A 14,244-nucleotide genomic window follows, 5' to 3' on the forward strand; every position below is an offset into this window, starting at 1 on the left:
AACCGCCCTCTTCAGGGCGGTTTTTTTATGGGCGGCTATCTGTACGTGTAAGGTTTGGAACTGCCATTATTCCATCTGAAATTGAGCTAAACAGCCAGAATAATGCCACTTAAGGCATCCAGACCGACTAGTCCTGTTCCACTTCCTGCGTATCCCACCGTTGTGCCTTGATGGCCTTGTAGAGCATGCCAATGGTCAACGGCATCTTGTTACCACGGCCCTTGGCCCTGCGTTTTTGAAACACATCGAATCCTTCCGGCTGAAAGTAGCGGTAAGCGTCGTAGTCGATGAGGTCGATGGCGAACCGCTCCTCCAAGGCTTCCATCAGATGCCGAGCGTCCGCGCCGTCACAGCCAAGGTCGAGATTGATGGCGGTGTCCAGACGGATTGTCTTGCGCTCCGGCAGACCGATTTCTTCATGGAGCAGTTCCATGAGCTGGCGCATGGCGTGGTCGTCGGGAAAGTCTGGAGCGAGGCGCATGGAAAAATGTCCGGGGCTGAGGGGGCGTCTGTAAAGGTGGGAAGTTTAGGGCGAAATTTTTCCCAATTGGAAAAAGAAGAAATATTCCACGACAGTCTCGGAACTGTCCTGAACCCAAAAATAAAGTGCAGGAATAATGCTCGCGCCTGAAGCTTCGACAGTCGCGAGCGGTAGCGGCTTTAGGATCAGTCAGCCAACGGCCCAGGGATGCGTCGCGAGGCGGCCTCCAGGTCCATCAGCCCTCTGCCGTAGGCTTCGTTGTTGGCGTAGATGCCGGTGCGGTTGGCTGTCGCCAGCAGATGTTCGCGCACTTGCTGTGCGTTGAGCTGCGGGTAGAGGCTTTGCAGCGCCGCCAGGGCGCCGCTGACCAACGCAGCGGCCGGGGATGTGCCTGCGGTTTGGACGTAACGGCCATCCTTGCCTACGGTTAGCAGGCCCGCCTGTGGGCCCGCGTCGCCCCCGGGTACGGCGATGCACCAGGCGGCTGCAACGCCGCAATAGTTGGATTTGCCATTGATTGCGCTGCCATCGTTTTTCAGTGCAACCACCGCGATCCATCCTCTTTCCAATTCAGGCAAGGCCACCGGCAACCCCGGTTCGGCCAGGGGCTCACGCTTGAGTTCGTTACCTGTCGGGAAGACAAACACAGCGCCGTCTTCCACCAGTTTTCGGGCAACGGCCAGGGAGTCGGGCATCACCTGGTTGTAACGCGCTTCAGTGATTTCGGTGGCGGGAATGGCGTTGGCCCAGGAGTTATTAAACAGGCGGGCGCCCTTGTCGAAACCGCTTTGCCAGGATTGTGCGATTTCGCTGTCGAAGAAAAACGGTTCGTTGTCGTCGCCGAAACGGAAGGGGATCAACCGGGCGTCAAACGCCATGCCATGCATCCCCTGACCGTCCTTGTTCGCGGCGAGGATGCCGGCCATTTGCGTGCCGTGACCGACACGGTCAACGGTGCCGGGACGGTTTTCGACATGGTCGAATCCGGGGTCACTCAGCCTGCCCTCGAACTCCGTCAGGTTGCTGTTCAGTCCAGAGTCGATGAGCGCCACGGTCACGTTCTGGCCGGTGCCGCCTCGGGCATACAGCGCTGAGGCCTTGACGATCTCCAGACCTTGCTGGGCACGGTATTCCGGTGTTTCAAAGGCGGCGGCTTCCGTGTGGGGTTGTTCAGGAAGGGTCAAGCAGCCGGCCAGCAGTGAGGCCGACGTTAGCGCCAGGGTGCGTAGCGCGGAAAAAGGATGTGGCATGGTTCATTCCTTGAACGAAGTTTTGAGCGCCAGGCTTCCTGGCCTGCAGCGCATGTGGATGGCGCACCTTACCTTGCAAGCGAAACGGGAACGAGACATCAAAGTGCCTGGATTTGTATCACTTCATGGCAAAGCATAAGGGCGCTGAGGCTGTATCATCCGGTATCGTTTTCTCCCAAACCTTTTCTCGACTCCCTGCGCTGTCCGGCTAGGCTTTTGGCATCGCAGCAGTCAAGGAGTGACCGCTTATGCACAGCACCCTGGAACAGGTTTTCGGTTATCCGCAGTTTCGCCCCGGTCAGGAGGCTGCCGTCAGCGCCGTGCTTGCCGGACGGTCGGCAGCAGCCATTTTCCCCACCGGCTCGGGCAAGTCCCTGTGTTATCAACTGCCGGCGCTGTTATTGCCGCACTTGACGCTGGTGGTCTCGCCGCTGTTGGCGCTGATGCAAGACCAACTGGCGTTCTTGCATCGCCATGGCATCGCGGCGGCGAGTATTGATTCAGTCCAGCATCGTGACGAAGCCAGCGAGGTCATGGCACGGGCCCGTTCCGGCGAATTGAAAATCCTGATGATTTCAGTGGAGCGGCTCAAGAACGAGCGCTTCCGCAATTTCCTGCAGCAGGTGCCAATCTCGTTGCTGGTGGTGGACGAGGCCCACTGTATTTCCGAATGGGGGCATAACTTTCGTCCCGACTACCTCAAGCTCCCCGATTATCAGCGTCAGTTCGACATTCCCCAGGTGTTGCTGTTGACGGCCACCGCTACGCCCAAAGTCATCGCGGACATGCAGGCGAAGTTCGCCATCGCCCCCGACGATGTGGTCACCACCGGTTTCTATCGACCCAATCTCAACCTGCTGGTGGAACCGGTGCGCGGTGCGGATAAGCGGCGGCGACTGGTGCAATGGCTGGGCGAGCGAGCCGGGCAACCGAGCATCGTCTATGTCACCTTGCAGCGAACCGCCGAGCAGATTGCCGAGCACTTGAGCCAGCATGGGATTGGGGCCGAGGCTTATCACGCCGGCTTACCTCATGAACAACGCGAAGCCATCCAGCGACGGTTCATGGGCGGGCAGTCCAATTGCATCGTCGCGACCATTGCCTTCGGCATGGGTATCGACAAGAGCGATATCCGCAACGTGGCGCATTTCGACCTGCCTAAATCCATCGAGAACTACAGCCAGGAAATCGGCCGGGCGGGGCGTGACGGGTTACCGTCCGATTGTCTGGTACTGGCCAACCGCGACAGCCTCAACGTGCTGGAAAACTTTGTTTATGGTGATACGCCGGAGCTGGCGGGTATTCGGTGCGTGCTTGATGAGTTGAAGGCCGCCGCTGCCGATGGGCAGTGGGAGTTCTTGCTGGGGCCGCTGGCGGACAAGAGCAACATCCGGCAACTGCCGCTCAAGACGCTGCTGGTGCAACTGGAACTGCGCCGGCTGATCGCGCCGCGTTATGCCTATTTCGCGGAGTATCGCTTCAAGTTTCTGATCGAGCCGCACGAGCTGCTGGAGCGCTTCGAGGGTGAACGAAGGGGCTTCGTCTCGGCCATCATCCAGACCTCCAGCCGTGCCCGTACCTGGGCCACGGTGGATTTCGACGGGATGCACCAGCAGTATCACGCCGAGCGTAACCGCGTGGTCAAGGCGCTGGATTACTTTCAGGAAAAAGGCTGGATCGAGCTGGAAAGCAAACAGATGACCGAGGTGTATAACGTGCTTGAAGCAGGGTTCGACGTTCAGGCACTGAGTGCAGAGTTGCACGACTATTTCACCCGACACGAGCGTGGGGAAATCGCGCGGATCAACGCCATGCTCGAGCTGTTCGCCACTGATCGTTGCCTCGGTTATCGGTTGGCGCAGTATTTCGGCGATGAAGATGCTCCGCAGCGTTGCGGTCATTGTTCGGTCTGCCATGGACATGTTGCCCGTCTGCCGGAGCCGCCGGCATTACCGGTACTGGTGGACAGAGACTTCAACGCGCTGTGTAGCGCCTTTATCAACAGGCACGAGCAGCATACTGGCGGTGCACCCTCTGCGGAGCGGGTGACCCGGTTCCTCTGCGGCATCAGCGTGCCGTTGTTCACCAAACTGAAGGCGCGGACGATTCCAGGATATGCGCAGTTGGAAGATTACCCATACGCCGAAGTTCGCCACTGGGTTCAAGCGGCTTTGTAATCCGCATCCATCCGATGAATGCCCGCCATCACACGAATAAATTTCAAAAATATTCTGTGGCTGACTAAGGTGAGAGCTGTCTTTGGATCGCCAACAAGAGAGCAAACATGAGCCAGACACCCTTCGATATTCAGCGCGCCGCCGTGGTCGGTGCAGGCACTATGGGGCGGGGCATCGTGATGTGCCTGGCCAACGCCGGCGTGACGGTGCAGTGGGTCGACAACAACCCGCAGATGCTGGAACAGGCGTTGGCTGCCGTGGCCGATACTTATGCTCACAACGTGCGCCAGGGCCGTATCGACCAGGGTGAAGCCGATGCCCGAATCGCCAGGGTGACGCGGGCAGATGACTACCCGGCGATCCGCAATGTGGATCTGGTCATCGAGGCGGTTTACGAGAACCTTGAGCTCAAGCAACAGATCTTCCGCGAGCTGGACGGCTTGCTCAAGCCGCAAGCCATTCTGGCGAGCAACACCTCGGCGCTGGACATCGATGCGATTGCCGCCGTCACCCGCCGGCCCACCCAGGTGCTGGGTCTGCACTTCTTCAGCCCGGCGCACATCATGAAGTTGCTGGAAATCGTTCGGGGGGCGCAGACCTCCAAAGCGGTGCTGGATGCAGCCCTGGCCTTGGGCAAACGCATGGGCAAGGTCAGCGTGGTGTCGGGCAACTGCCACGGGTTCATCGGCAACCGGATGCTTCACCCCTATGTGCTGGAGGCGCGCAAGATGCTGCTGGAAGGGGCGTTTCCCCATCAAGTGGATGCCGCATTGCAAGGTTTCGGCTTTGCCATGGGGCCGTTTCGCATGTACGACGTCGTTGGCATCGACCTTGAGTGGCGCGCTCGGGAACTGGCGGGAGAAGGACAGGATGCACCCGAGGTGCAGGTGGACAACCGTTTGTGCGAGCTGGGTCGGTTCGGCCAGAAAAGCGGCGACGGGTATTATCACTACGAAGCCGGCAGTCGGCAGGCCGAGCATGATGTAGAGGTCGATGCGCTGGTGCAGCGGGTCAGTGAAACGTTGGGTTTTCAGCGTCGCGAGATCGGCCCCGAGGAAGTGCTCGAGCGTTGCTTGCTGGCGCTGGTCAATGAGGGCGCAAAAATTCTGCAGGAAGGTATTGCCGAGTCGGCTCACGACATCGACCTGGTGTATCTCAACGGCTACGGCTTTCCCGCAGACAAGGGCGGCCCGATGGCCTGGGCCGACCATCAGGGACTTGAAGACATCCATGCACGGTTGCTGGAACTCGAAACGAAGCAGGGGGACCACTGGAAGCCCGCGCGTCTGATCGGGGAGCTGGCGGCACAGGGCAAGGGATTCGCACAACACCAGGCCTCAAAATCCTGAACAACGCATGAACCATTGAGCAACTGTAAAGGACACCTGATGCCCCAACGTAGCGAATACCCGCACCTGCAACCGATCACCACACGCTGGCACGACAACGATGTGTACGGTCACGTCAACAACGTGACTTATTACAGTTTTTTCGACACGGCGGTGAACACTTATCTGATCGAGGTCGGTGGCCTCGATATCCTCGACGGGGAGGTGGTGGGGTTCGTGGTGAGTTCGGCTTGCGACTACTTTGCTTCGATCGCCTTTCCCGACCGGATTGAAATCGGTCTGCGGGTGGGGAAGCTGGGCAGCAGTTCAGTGCAGTACGAGCTGGCGGTATTCAAGGCGGGGGAGGACGAGGCCTGCGCGGCGGGGCGCTTTGTGCATGTTTTTGTGGAGCGGTCTTCGAATCGGCCAGTGGCGATTCCGGATCGTTTGCGCGCCGCTTTGGAACGGCTGGTGATTTAAACGAAAATCGCAGTCTCCTGTCAGGCTCTTGAGAAGCGCTGACGAAGACTGCGATTTTCTATCGACGGCTGGTCAGAGCCAGTGATCAATCATCGTGATAGCGATGTTTGTGCTTGTGCTTGCGATGCCCGTAGGCATGGCCACGACCCGGATGGCCGTCACGGTAGTAGCGGCGATCACCACGGCGACCGTCATAACGACGATCGTCGTCATCGTCCTTGCCCATATAGTTGCCCAGTGCACCGCCAGCGCCGCCGCCTGCTGCAGCACCGATCAGGCTGCCGGTGGTGCCGCCTACGCTACGGCCGACCACGTTACCGCCGGCTGCGCCCAGCGCACCGCCAATCGCTGCTTCGCCGCGGCTGCGTTTGTCCGCACCGACCGCACTGCCACCCGCGCCACCCAAGGCTGCGCCGATGGTGGACCCGGTGTTGCCGCCCAAGGACTGGCCGACCACAGAACCCAGAACCCCGCCCAATGCGCCGCCCACGCCTGCTTCGGTGGTGCCACCGGCAGAGGCTACGCCACTGACCAGGCCAAGGGACAACAAGAGAATCGAGGAGAACTTCATAGAGGAGCCTCAAAGGGATGACGGCGCGATCCTGAGGCTGGCTTCGCTTGGTTACAATCGAAATCCGACGAGTAACACGACTTGTGCACAATTCGATAAGTTATTGTTTTATGGGCGGAACTTAACAGATTTTCGCCGGTCTTTAGCTACTTCGGACAGGCCGTTTTCTATGGAAAACGGCCTTTTTTGTGGGCGTTAGAAAATGCGCTGTAGCGAGGAAATTTATCTCGCTGGTAGAGAGCAACGAGGTTGCGATTTCCCCGGCCCGTTCAGTCCGAAGCGAACGATCAAGCTCTAAAGATCGCAGCCTGCGGCAGCTCCTACAGCCTGAGGGGAAATCTCATCGCCTTAGGGACTGTCTCAGGCCGACTTGGCCAGAATCAGCCCATTCTCGCTCGCCGCTTCCAGGCGGATCGCCACGAATTTCGAGGTCGGGGTATGGCTGCCGTCGCCGGTGCTCTCCAACGGCACCAACGGATTCACTTCAGGGTAATAGGCGGCGGCCTGTCCGGCGGGAATATCGAATGCCAGCAGGGTAAAGCCTTTGACCCGTCGCTCGCGCCCGTCATCCCAGAGCGAGACGATGTCGGCCTTCTGCCCAGGTTTGAAGCCCAGTCGAATGATGTCCGCTTCATTGACGAACAACACGTCACGCTGGCCCTTCACGCCGCGATAACGGTCATCGAGGCCATAGATGGTGGTGTTGTACTGATCGTGAGAACGCATGGACTGCATGATCAGGTCAGGCAATTGGCCGGTGGCGCGGGTGCGTTCATGCACCAGATCGGTCGGCAACCGGTTGGGCTTGAAGTTGGCGCGGCCGGAGGCGGTATTCCAGCGACGTGCACCGGCACTGTTGCCCAGATAGAAGCCGCCTGGGTTCTGGAGCTTTTCGTTGAAGTCTTTAAACCCCGGGATAGTGTCGGCGATCAAGTCGCGGATGCGGCTGTAATCAGCCACCAGCCAGTTCCAGTCCACCGGGCGGCTGCCCAGCGTGGCGGCGGCGATACCGGCGATGATCCAGGGTTCGGAGCGCATCTGGTTCGACAGCGGCTGCAATTGGCCATTGGACGCATGGACCATGCTGAACGAGTCTTCCACGGTCACCGCTTGCGCGCCTTCGACTTGAAGGTCGATGTCGGTGCGGCCCAGGCACGGCAGGATCAGCGCCTCTTTCCCATGAGCCAGATGGCTGCGGTTGAGCTTGGTGCTGATCTGCACAGTCAGGTCGCAATTGCCCAAGGCCTGGAACGTCCGATCACTGTCCGGGGTGGCCTGGGCGAAGTTGCCGCCCAGAGCGATGAAGACCTTCGCCCGGCCGTCAGCCATGGCGTGGATGGCTTCGACCACGTTGTGGCCATTCTCACGCGGCACCTTGAACTGGAAGCGACGCTCCAGCGAGTCAAGGAACGCCGCCGGCGGACGCTCGTTGATGCCCATGGTCCGGTCGCCCTGCACGTTACTGTGGCCGCGAACCGGGCACAGGCCGGCGCCCGGCCGGCCGATGTTGCCGCGCAGCAGCATCAGGTTGGCGATTTCCTGGATGGTCGCCACCGAATGGCGATGCTGGGTGATGCCCATCGCCCAGCACATGATCACGTTCTTGCTGATGGCGTACATGCGCGCCGCTTGTTCGATCTCGACCAGGGTCAAGCCCGACTGCTCAACGATCTGCTCCCACGGCGTGTCATCGACCACGGCCAGGTAATCCAGTACGTCGATGCTGTGCTCGTTCAGGAACGCGTGGTCGAACACCGCCGCAGCGCCGGTGTTTTGCGCCTCACGTTCCCATTGCAGCAGGAACTTGGCCATGCCCCGCAGCACGGCCATGTCGCCACCCAGGGCCGGACGGAAATAGGCGGAGTTGGTCGGTTTGTCCCCGTTGGTAAGCATCTCGATCGGGTTTTGCGGGTGCTGGAAACGCTCCAGGCCACGCTCTTTGAGCGGGTTGATGCACACCACCTGGGCGCCGCGTTTCACCGCTTCGCGCAGCGGTTCGAGCATGCGCGGATGGTTGGTGCCTGGGTTCTGGCCCCAGACGAAAATTGCGTCGGCATGCTCGAAATCGTCGAAAGTCACGGTGCCTTTGCCCACGCCGACACTCTGGGACAGCGCCACGCCACTGGCTTCATGGCACATGTTCGAGCAGTCGGGGAAGTTATTGGTGCCGTAGGCGCGCACAAACAACTGATAGAGGTAGGCCGCTTCGTTGCTGGCCCGGCCCGAAGTATAGAACTCAGCCTGGTTCGGGCTGGAGAGCCCCTGCAAGTGTTTGCCGATCAGGGCAAATGCCGCTTCCCAGCTGATGGGTTTGTAGCGGTCGGTTTCGGCGTCGTAGCTCAATGGCTCGGTCAGGCGCCCCTGGTATTCCAGCCAATAGTCGCTCTGCTCCAGCAGCGACGTCACACTGTGTTTTGCGAAGAACGTGCCATCGACACGGCGCTTGGTCGCTTCCCAGTTCACGGCTTTGGCGCCGTTCTCGCAGAACTTGACCATGCCGCTTTCCGGCGAGTCGCCCCAGGCACAGCCTGGGCAGTCAAAGCCGCCGTTCTGGTTGGTCTTGAGCATCATGCGCAGGTTCTTCAGCGCATTGTCGCTGGTCAGCCAGGCCTGGGCGACGCTGATCAACGCGCCCCAACCACCGGCCGGGCCCTTGTAGGGCTTGTAGCGCGGTACGGGTTTCTGATCGGCTTGTTGATGATTGCTCACGCTTGATTCTCCATCGCAGGGCTGTAGACCCGCGGCGCACTTTTTTGCGGCAGGTGGATGAGATTGAGGTTGTGTTGTCGGGCCCATTGCACGGCAAGGCCGGTGGGAGATGACAGGCTGACCAGGGTCTGGATGCCGGCGCGCAACACCTTCTGGATCAATTCGAGGCTGCAACGACTGGTGACGATCGCCACGCCTCCGTTCACCGGGATCTGTTGCCGGATCAGCGCGCCGATCAGTTTGTCGAGGGCGTTGTGCCGGCCGATGTCTTCGCGACCCAGCAGCAATTGGCCTTGGGCGTCCATGAACAGGGCCGCGTGTACCGCGCCGCAATGCTGGCCCAGGGGCTGGAACTGGCCGATGCGTTGACGCAGGCCTTCGAGCCACTGGGCCGGTGGCAGTGGCGTGCCGGGCAGTGCCTTGAGGTTCGGTAATGCCTGCTCCACCGCTTCCACCCCACAAAGCCCGCAGCCGCTGGTGCCGGCCAGTTGTCGGCGTTGTTGCTTGAGGCTCCAGAAGGCGCGATTGGCGATGGTTACCTGGGCGTATTGCGCAGAACCGTCGCCGCTCAGTTGCACGTCATAGATGTCCGCAGGGTCTTCAATGATGCCGCTGCCCAGGCTGAAGCCGACGATGAAGTCTTCAAGGTCAGAGGGCGTGACCAGCATGACAGCCTGACTGATGCCGTTATAGGCGATCGCCAGCGCCACTTCCTCGGCCAGCGCGGTGCTGTCCGATTGGGAATGGTCCAGGTTGCAATAGCGATAGCTCTGGCTGGCGGCTGGCGCGGGTATTTTCTCCGCAGGCGCAGAACAGACCGGAGGCTTGTCGTTCATAGGCATCACTGACAGTAGGAATAGTGTTAAGACTAAATGCGGCAATCTGCCACGTCTAATTGCTATTACTGATCTATCAATAGATGACGTCGATCAAGATGTCGTTGATGATTTCTGATAGAGGGCGAAGCAAGCCTCCGCCAAAGCCGAGCGCGGAGCGCCGCGGCGCATGATCAGACCCAACGGGACCAGGGTTTGCGCGTCTTTGATGGGCTGGATGCGCAAGTCCTGGGTCAGCAAACCCAGGCCACTGTCCAGCGGCATCACCGCGCAACACAGTCCGCCGTGTACGGCTTGTAACAATTGATGCACCGCGTCGGTTTGCAGCAGAGGGCGGGGTGTGAGGCCCCGACTGTGGAAGTTGTGGTCGATGGACTGACGAAAATGCATGCCGCTGGTGAGCATGCCCAGGGGCAACTCGATCAGTGCTTCCCAGCTCAGCGGCTGCTCGCCGAAATAGAAGTAGCGTTGGTCATAGAGCAGGCCCATGCGCGTATGGCTGAAGGGCAGGGCGTCAAAGCGTTCGGTGTCCAAGCGCTCCAGATAGGAAATGCCCAGGTCGATGCGGTTGTTCGCCAGTTGTTCGAGGATGCGTTCGGAGCTCAGGGAGGACAGCTCGAAATGCAGGTTAGGGTGCTCGCTGTGCAGGCGCTGCATCATCGACAACGGATCGAAGTCCGACAATGGCACCACACCCAGGCGCAGGGTACCCACCAGGTTGCCACGGCAGGCCGCCGCTTCGGCCTGAAGACCGTCATAGGCCGCCATGACCGTGCGCGCCCAGGCCAACACCCGTTCCCCTGGAGCGGTGAAACCTTCAAAGCGCTGGCCTCGATTGACCAGGGGCAGACCCAACTCCTCTTCAAGGCTGCGCAGGCGCATCGACAGAGTCGGTTGGGTGATGTGGCAGCGCGCGGCCGCCTGGCCGAAGTGGCGGGTTTCGTCGAGCGCGATGAGAAATTTCAGCTGCTTGATGTCCATCTTCGTTCCAGGGCGCGGGAAGGTTCGGATTCTAGCGCTTTGTGCGCGGCAGGGTCATTGGTCGGCTGGGAACCGGGTTCGTTTGGCTTGGTCTAGGCTTTTGCGTCTGGACACTTAAACCTATGGAGAGAACACGATGAGCCTTTTCAGTTTTTTGAAAGATGCCGGTGAGAAAATTCTTGATGCACTGACGCCCGACAAGGCACAGGCCAACAGCGAAGCGCTGACCAATCATGTAAAGGATGCGTTGACAGGCATTGATACTGCAAAAATCCAGGTGAAAGTCGAGGGCGAAAAAGTCATTGCCTCGGGTGAAGCCGCGACCCAGGAAGAGAAAGAAAAGATTTTGTTGGCGCTGGGCAACGTGCACGGTATCAGTGAAGTCGATGACCAAATCACGGTGACGGGTCCTGTGGCTACTGAGGCCAAGTTCGTTACCGTCGCAAAAGGTGACAACCTGAGCGCCATTTCCAAGCGTGTTTATGGTGATGCGAACAAGTACAACAAGATTTTTGAAGCCAACAAACCGATGCTGTCGCATCCGGACAAGATCTATCCGGGGCAGGTGCTGCGCATTCCTGAGTAGCCGGTCCCCTGTGGCGAGGGAGCTTGCTCCCGCTGGGCTGCGCAGCGGCCCCCATGCGACTGCTGCGCAGCCGAACGGGAGCAAGCTCCCTCGCCACATAGGGCTTTCAGAGCCCTTCGATCAGTGTCCGGTAGTCGATCAACGCTTCAAACTCCCCGGTGTCTTTCGGCCCTTTGCGGCTGTCCGGTACGCTAACCGCCAGCAGGTGCGCCACGCCGAACTCCCGAGCACTACGTAATACGGGCAAGGTGTCATCGATAAACAGGCTGCGGGCCGGGTCGAAGTTCAGGTCGGCTTGCAGCGCATCCCAAAATTGCGGACTTTCCTTGGGAAAACCGTAGTCGTGGGAGCTGATCAAACGCTCGAAATAGGGGGCCAGTTCGATGCGTTCCAGCTTCAGGGACAACGAATCGCGATGGGCGTTGGTGATCATGACCACCCGTTTACCCGCCCGCTGGATCGCCGCCAGGAACGTGTCGGCGTCCGGGCGCAGGGCAATCAGGTGCGCGGTTTCCAGCTTCAGTTCGCGCACCGGCAGTTTCAGCTCGATGCTCCAGAAGTCCAGGCAATACCACTGCAATTGACCGGCGTTGCGCTCGAACAGCGGCTGCAACTCCAGCTCGGCCATGGCCCGGCTCACGCCATGCAGTTCGGCGTAGCGCTGGGGCAAGTGTTCCATCCAGAAATGGTTGTCGTAATGCAGGTCCAGCAAGGTGCCGTCCATGTCCAGCAGCACCGTGTCGATCTCGTGCCAGGGCAGCAAGGCCATAAAACTTCTCCAGCGGTAATCGGATATCCGACACAAACAATCAGAATAGGCCGGGTATAGTAGCTCGCTATCGCCCAGGGAGCCGTTTATGCGCCAGAAACCCACCATACTCGATCGACGGATCGTCGCCACCAGCCGCCTGTTTTGCGTGGAAGAACTGAAACTGCGGTTTTCCAACGGCGTGGAGCGCACCTATGAACGTTTGGCGGGCAAGGGCGCAGGTTACGGCGCCGTGATGATCGTGGCGATGCTCGACACCGATCACGCCGTGCTGGTGGAAGAATACTGCGGCGGCACCGATGCCTACGAACTGTCCCTGCCCAAGGGGTTGATCGAGCCGGGTGAAGACGTGCTGGCGGCGGCTGAGCGGGAGCTTAAGGAAGAGGCCGGTTTTGGTGCGCGTCAACTGGAGCACCTGACTGAACTGTCCCTGTCCCCCGGCTACATGAGCCAGAAGATCCAGGTGGTGCTGGCGACCGATCTCTATGAAGAGCGGCTGGAAGGCGACGAGCCCGAGCCGATGCGCGTGGACAAGGTCAATCTGCGTGAGTTGTCGGCCTTGGCGCAAAACCCTCAATTCACGGAGGGTCGGGCCTTGGCGGCGCTGTACTTGGCCCGTGACCTGCTGACCCAGCGCGGAGCGTTCCTGTCATGAATTTTCCCGATCCCCTGATGGCTCCTGTGGTCGAGCTGGCGCTCAAGGCCGGTGAGGCGATCCTGCCGTTCTGGCGAGCCAATGTGCAGGTCAACCACAAGGCCGACGCATCGCCGGTGACCGCCGCAGACATGGCCGCTCACGATGTGATCGTGGCCGGGCTGACCGCGCTGGCGCCGGATATCCCGATCCTCTCCGAAGAGGACGCTAATATTGCGCAAAGCGTACGCGCCGGCTGGCAACGCTGGTGGTTGGTGGACCCGCTGGATGGAACCAAGGAGTTCATTTCCGGCAGTGAGGAATTCACCGTCAATATCGCACTGGTCGAGCAGGGGCGGGTGGTATTCGGCGTAGTGTCGATGCCCACCAATGGTCGCTTTTACGTCGGTGGCGCGGGGCTCGGCGCCTGGCGTGGCGACCAGGGTGGCGAGCCTTTGCCGATCGAAGTGCGTAACGTACCGGCACCGGGTGATGCTTTTACGGTGGTCGCCAGCCGTCGCCATACCAGCCCGGAGCAAGAGCGTCTCTTGGGCGGCTTGAGCGAGTGCCTGGGTGAGTTGCAACTGACGAGCATTGGCAGCTCGTTGAAGTTCTGCCTGCTGGCCGAGGGCGCGGCGGATTGCTATCCGCGACTGGCGCCGACGTCCCAATGGGACACCGCCGCCGCCCAAGGCGTGCTGGAGGGTGCGGGCGGTGAGGTGCTGGATCTACGCGGCGAGCCGTTCTGTTATCCACCGCGGGAGTCGCTGTTGAATGAGTCCTTCCTGGCGTTGCCGGCAAAGGCGGCGTGGAGGGCAAAGCTATTGGAACTCGCCCGCTCTTAAGCCGCCTCCGATCCTCTGTGGCGAGGGGATTTATCCCCGCTGGGGCGCGAAGCGGCCCTGTTGTTAGGGGGCTGTTGCGCAGCCCAACGGGGATAAATCCCCTCGCCACAGAGGCTGCGTTGCTTCAGCGGTGCAACACGTACTGCCCCACAAATTGCACCGCAGTGGCTTCGCTCCCGGCATTTATCACCTGGGTTTGCAAGGTCAGTCGCGCGCGTCCGTAGCGCCGGTAGGTGGCCAGGAAGCGTTTCCAGACCTTTTCTTCGGGGGGCTGGCAAATGACTGTGGCGTCCCTCGTGACCGGCAGAGGATAGCTGATCTGCCCTTCCTGAATGACGATATGCCCGTCCTCAATGCCTTCTTCGCGCAAGGCCAGGTGCAGCCAGCCCCAGCCGCCCAGCACTGCGCCGCAGTACAGGCTGCCGCCGAACATGGTGCTCTTGTGGTTGACGTTGGCCTCCAACGGTAAAAACAGACGCAGTTGCCGGGCCTGCCAGTCGAGCACCTTCAGGCCCATGTCCCGCGTCAACGGGATGTCGTGATGCAGGATCGATTCCAGGTAGCGGCTGTCGCGGTTCATGCAGGGCCTCTTTTGAA

At 60.2% G+C, this 14,244-nt stretch carries 14 protein-coding genes; 6 read left to right on the forward strand and 8 right to left on the reverse strand.

All coding sequences use genetic code 11. From position 1 onward, the window contains the following. Window positions 1–127: 127 nt before the first annotated feature. Together BMY45_RS23290 and BMY45_RS23295 are read right to left on the reverse strand one after the other, a co-directional pair. Window positions 128–481 (reverse strand): DUF1493 family protein, encoded by a 354-nt coding sequence (locus BMY45_RS23290; RefSeq protein WP_092402068.1) that lies wholly within the window; start codon window positions 479–481, stop codon window positions 128–130. 185 nt (window positions 482–666) lie between these two features. Continuing rightward, the gene (locus BMY45_RS23295; RefSeq protein WP_092402071.1) at window positions 667–1,731 is read right to left on the reverse strand and encodes a S8 family peptidase; all 1,065 of its coding nucleotides are present in this window, start codon (window positions 1,729–1,731) and stop codon (window positions 667–669) included. Between the two features lie 248 nt (window positions 1,732–1,979). On the opposite strand from BMY45_RS23295, the gene BMY45_RS23300 reads away from it, so the two are divergent. The 3 genes from BMY45_RS23300 to BMY45_RS23310 all read left to right on the forward strand — a co-directional run bounded on the left by BMY45_RS23300 (window position 1,980) and on the right by BMY45_RS23310 (window position 5,716). Beyond that, window positions 1,980–3,908, forward strand: a complete 1,929-nt coding sequence (locus BMY45_RS23300; protein WP_092402074.1) for a RecQ family ATP-dependent DNA helicase — start codon at window positions 1,980–1,982, stop codon at window positions 3,906–3,908. Between the two features lie 107 nt (window positions 3,909–4,015). After that, complete coding sequence (locus BMY45_RS23305; RefSeq protein WP_092402077.1) at window positions 4,016–5,257, forward strand: 3-hydroxyacyl-CoA dehydrogenase; 1,242 nt, start codon at window positions 4,016–4,018, stop codon at window positions 5,255–5,257. Window positions 5,258–5,296: 39 nt separating this feature from the next. Beyond that, on the forward strand, window positions 5,297–5,716 hold the full coding sequence (locus BMY45_RS23310) for an acyl-CoA thioesterase (RefSeq protein ID WP_092402080.1): 420 nt from the start codon (window positions 5,297–5,299) through the stop codon (window positions 5,714–5,716). Window positions 5,717–5,801: 85 nt separating this feature from the next. Here BMY45_RS23310 and BMY45_RS23315 read toward each other — a convergent pair whose 3' ends face one another. The 4 genes from BMY45_RS23315 to BMY45_RS23330 all read right to left on the reverse strand — a co-directional run bounded on the left by BMY45_RS23315 (window position 5,802) and on the right by BMY45_RS23330 (window position 10,813). Continuing rightward, a complete protein-coding gene (locus tag BMY45_RS23315; protein ID WP_092402083.1) occupies window positions 5,802–6,287 on the reverse strand; it encodes a glycine zipper domain-containing protein in 486 nt (161 codons plus the stop codon). A 360-nt stretch (window positions 6,288–6,647) separates the two neighbouring features. Beyond that, window positions 6,648–8,996 carry an FdhF/YdeP family oxidoreductase gene (locus tag BMY45_RS23320; protein WP_092402085.1) on the reverse strand — a complete coding sequence of 783 codons (2,349 nt, stop codon included), beginning with the start codon at window positions 8,994–8,996 and terminating at the stop codon, window positions 6,648–6,650. Beyond that, window positions 8,993–9,832: a formate dehydrogenase accessory sulfurtransferase FdhD gene (gene fdhD / locus BMY45_RS23325; RefSeq protein ID WP_092402088.1), complete on the reverse strand. Its 840-nt coding sequence runs from the start codon at window positions 9,830–9,832 to the stop codon at window positions 8,993–8,995. Before fdhD ends, BMY45_RS23320 begins: the two co-directional genes overlap by 4 nt. Window positions 9,833–9,925: 93 nt before the next feature. Continuing rightward, entirely contained in the window at window positions 9,926–10,813 is an 888-nt protein-coding gene (locus BMY45_RS23330) for a LysR family transcriptional regulator (RefSeq protein WP_092402091.1), read from the reverse strand. A 136-nt stretch (window positions 10,814–10,949) separates the two neighbouring features. Here BMY45_RS23330 and lysM point away from each other — a divergent pair, with 136 nt between their 5' ends. Further along, a complete protein-coding gene (gene lysM / locus BMY45_RS23335) occupies window positions 10,950–11,399 on the forward strand; it encodes a peptidoglycan-binding protein LysM (RefSeq protein ID WP_092402094.1) in 450 nt (149 codons plus the stop codon). A gap of 106 nt (window positions 11,400–11,505) precedes the next feature. Here lysM and yrfG read toward each other — a convergent pair whose 3' ends face one another. Further along, entirely contained in the window at window positions 11,506–12,168 is a 663-nt protein-coding gene (gene yrfG / locus BMY45_RS23340) for a GMP/IMP nucleotidase (protein WP_092402097.1), read from the reverse strand. A gap of 88 nt (window positions 12,169–12,256) precedes the next feature. Between yrfG and nudE the strand changes: the two genes are divergently transcribed. Further along, a complete protein-coding gene (nudE, locus tag BMY45_RS23345) occupies window positions 12,257–12,823 on the forward strand; it encodes an ADP compounds hydrolase NudE (protein ID WP_092402100.1) in 567 nt (188 codons plus the stop codon). Then, window positions 12,820–13,647: a 3'(2'),5'-bisphosphate nucleotidase CysQ gene (gene cysQ, locus BMY45_RS23350; RefSeq protein ID WP_092402103.1), complete on the forward strand. Its 828-nt coding sequence runs from the start codon at window positions 12,820–12,822 to the stop codon at window positions 13,645–13,647. The genes nudE and cysQ overlap by 4 nt, the downstream gene beginning before the upstream one ends. 124 nt (window positions 13,648–13,771) lie before the next feature. Here the strand turns inward: cysQ and BMY45_RS23355 are convergent, their stop codons facing one another. Beyond that, on the reverse strand, window positions 13,772–14,227 hold the full coding sequence (locus BMY45_RS23355; RefSeq protein ID WP_092402106.1) for a YiiD C-terminal domain-containing protein: 456 nt from the start codon (window positions 14,225–14,227) through the stop codon (window positions 13,772–13,774). Window positions 14,228–14,244: the final 17 nt, after the last annotated feature.

It is taken from the genome of Pseudomonas sp. NFACC39-1 (genome assembly GCF_900110355.1).
In the GTDB taxonomy this organism is placed as follows: Bacteria; Pseudomonadota; Gammaproteobacteria; order Pseudomonadales; family Pseudomonadaceae; genus Aquipseudomonas; species Aquipseudomonas tehranensis.

Bases quoted from the DNA above. Each gene is read 5' to 3' on its own strand.
- BMY45_RS23290 (WP_092402068.1), bottom strand. From the start codon at position 481: ATGCGCCTCGCTCCAGACTTTCCCGACGACCACGCCATGCGCCAGCTC.
- BMY45_RS23295 (WP_092402071.1), bottom strand. From the start codon at position 1,731: ATGCCACATCCTTTTTCCGCGCTACGCACCCTGGCGCTAACGTCGGCC.
- BMY45_RS23300 (WP_092402074.1), top strand. From the start codon at position 1,980: ATGCACAGCACCCTGGAACAGGTTTTCGGTTATCCGCAGTTTCGCCCC.
- BMY45_RS23305 (WP_092402077.1), top strand. From the start codon at position 4,016: ATGAGCCAGACACCCTTCGATATTCAGCGCGCCGCCGTGGTCGGTGCA.
- BMY45_RS23310 (WP_092402080.1), top strand. From the start codon at position 5,297: ATGCCCCAACGTAGCGAATACCCGCACCTGCAACCGATCACCACACGC.
- BMY45_RS23315 (WP_092402083.1), bottom strand. From the start codon at position 6,287: ATGAAGTTCTCCTCGATTCTCTTGTTGTCCCTTGGCCTGGTCAGTGGC.
- fdhD (WP_092402088.1), bottom strand. From the start codon at position 9,832: ATGAACGACAAGCCTCCGGTCTGTTCTGCGCCTGCGGAGAAAATACCC.
- BMY45_RS23330 (WP_092402091.1), bottom strand. From the start codon at position 10,813: ATGGACATCAAGCAGCTGAAATTTCTCATCGCGCTCGACGAAACCCGC.
- lysM (WP_092402094.1), top strand. From the start codon at position 10,950: ATGAGCCTTTTCAGTTTTTTGAAAGATGCCGGTGAGAAAATTCTTGAT.
- yrfG (WP_092402097.1), bottom strand. From the start codon at position 12,168: ATGGCCTTGCTGCCCTGGCACGAGATCGACACGGTGCTGCTGGACATG.
- nudE (WP_092402100.1), top strand. From the start codon at position 12,257: ATGCGCCAGAAACCCACCATACTCGATCGACGGATCGTCGCCACCAGC.
- cysQ (WP_092402103.1), top strand. From the start codon at position 12,820: ATGAATTTTCCCGATCCCCTGATGGCTCCTGTGGTCGAGCTGGCGCTC.
- BMY45_RS23355 (WP_092402106.1), bottom strand. From the start codon at position 14,227: ATGAACCGCGACAGCCGCTACCTGGAATCGATCCTGCATCACGACATC.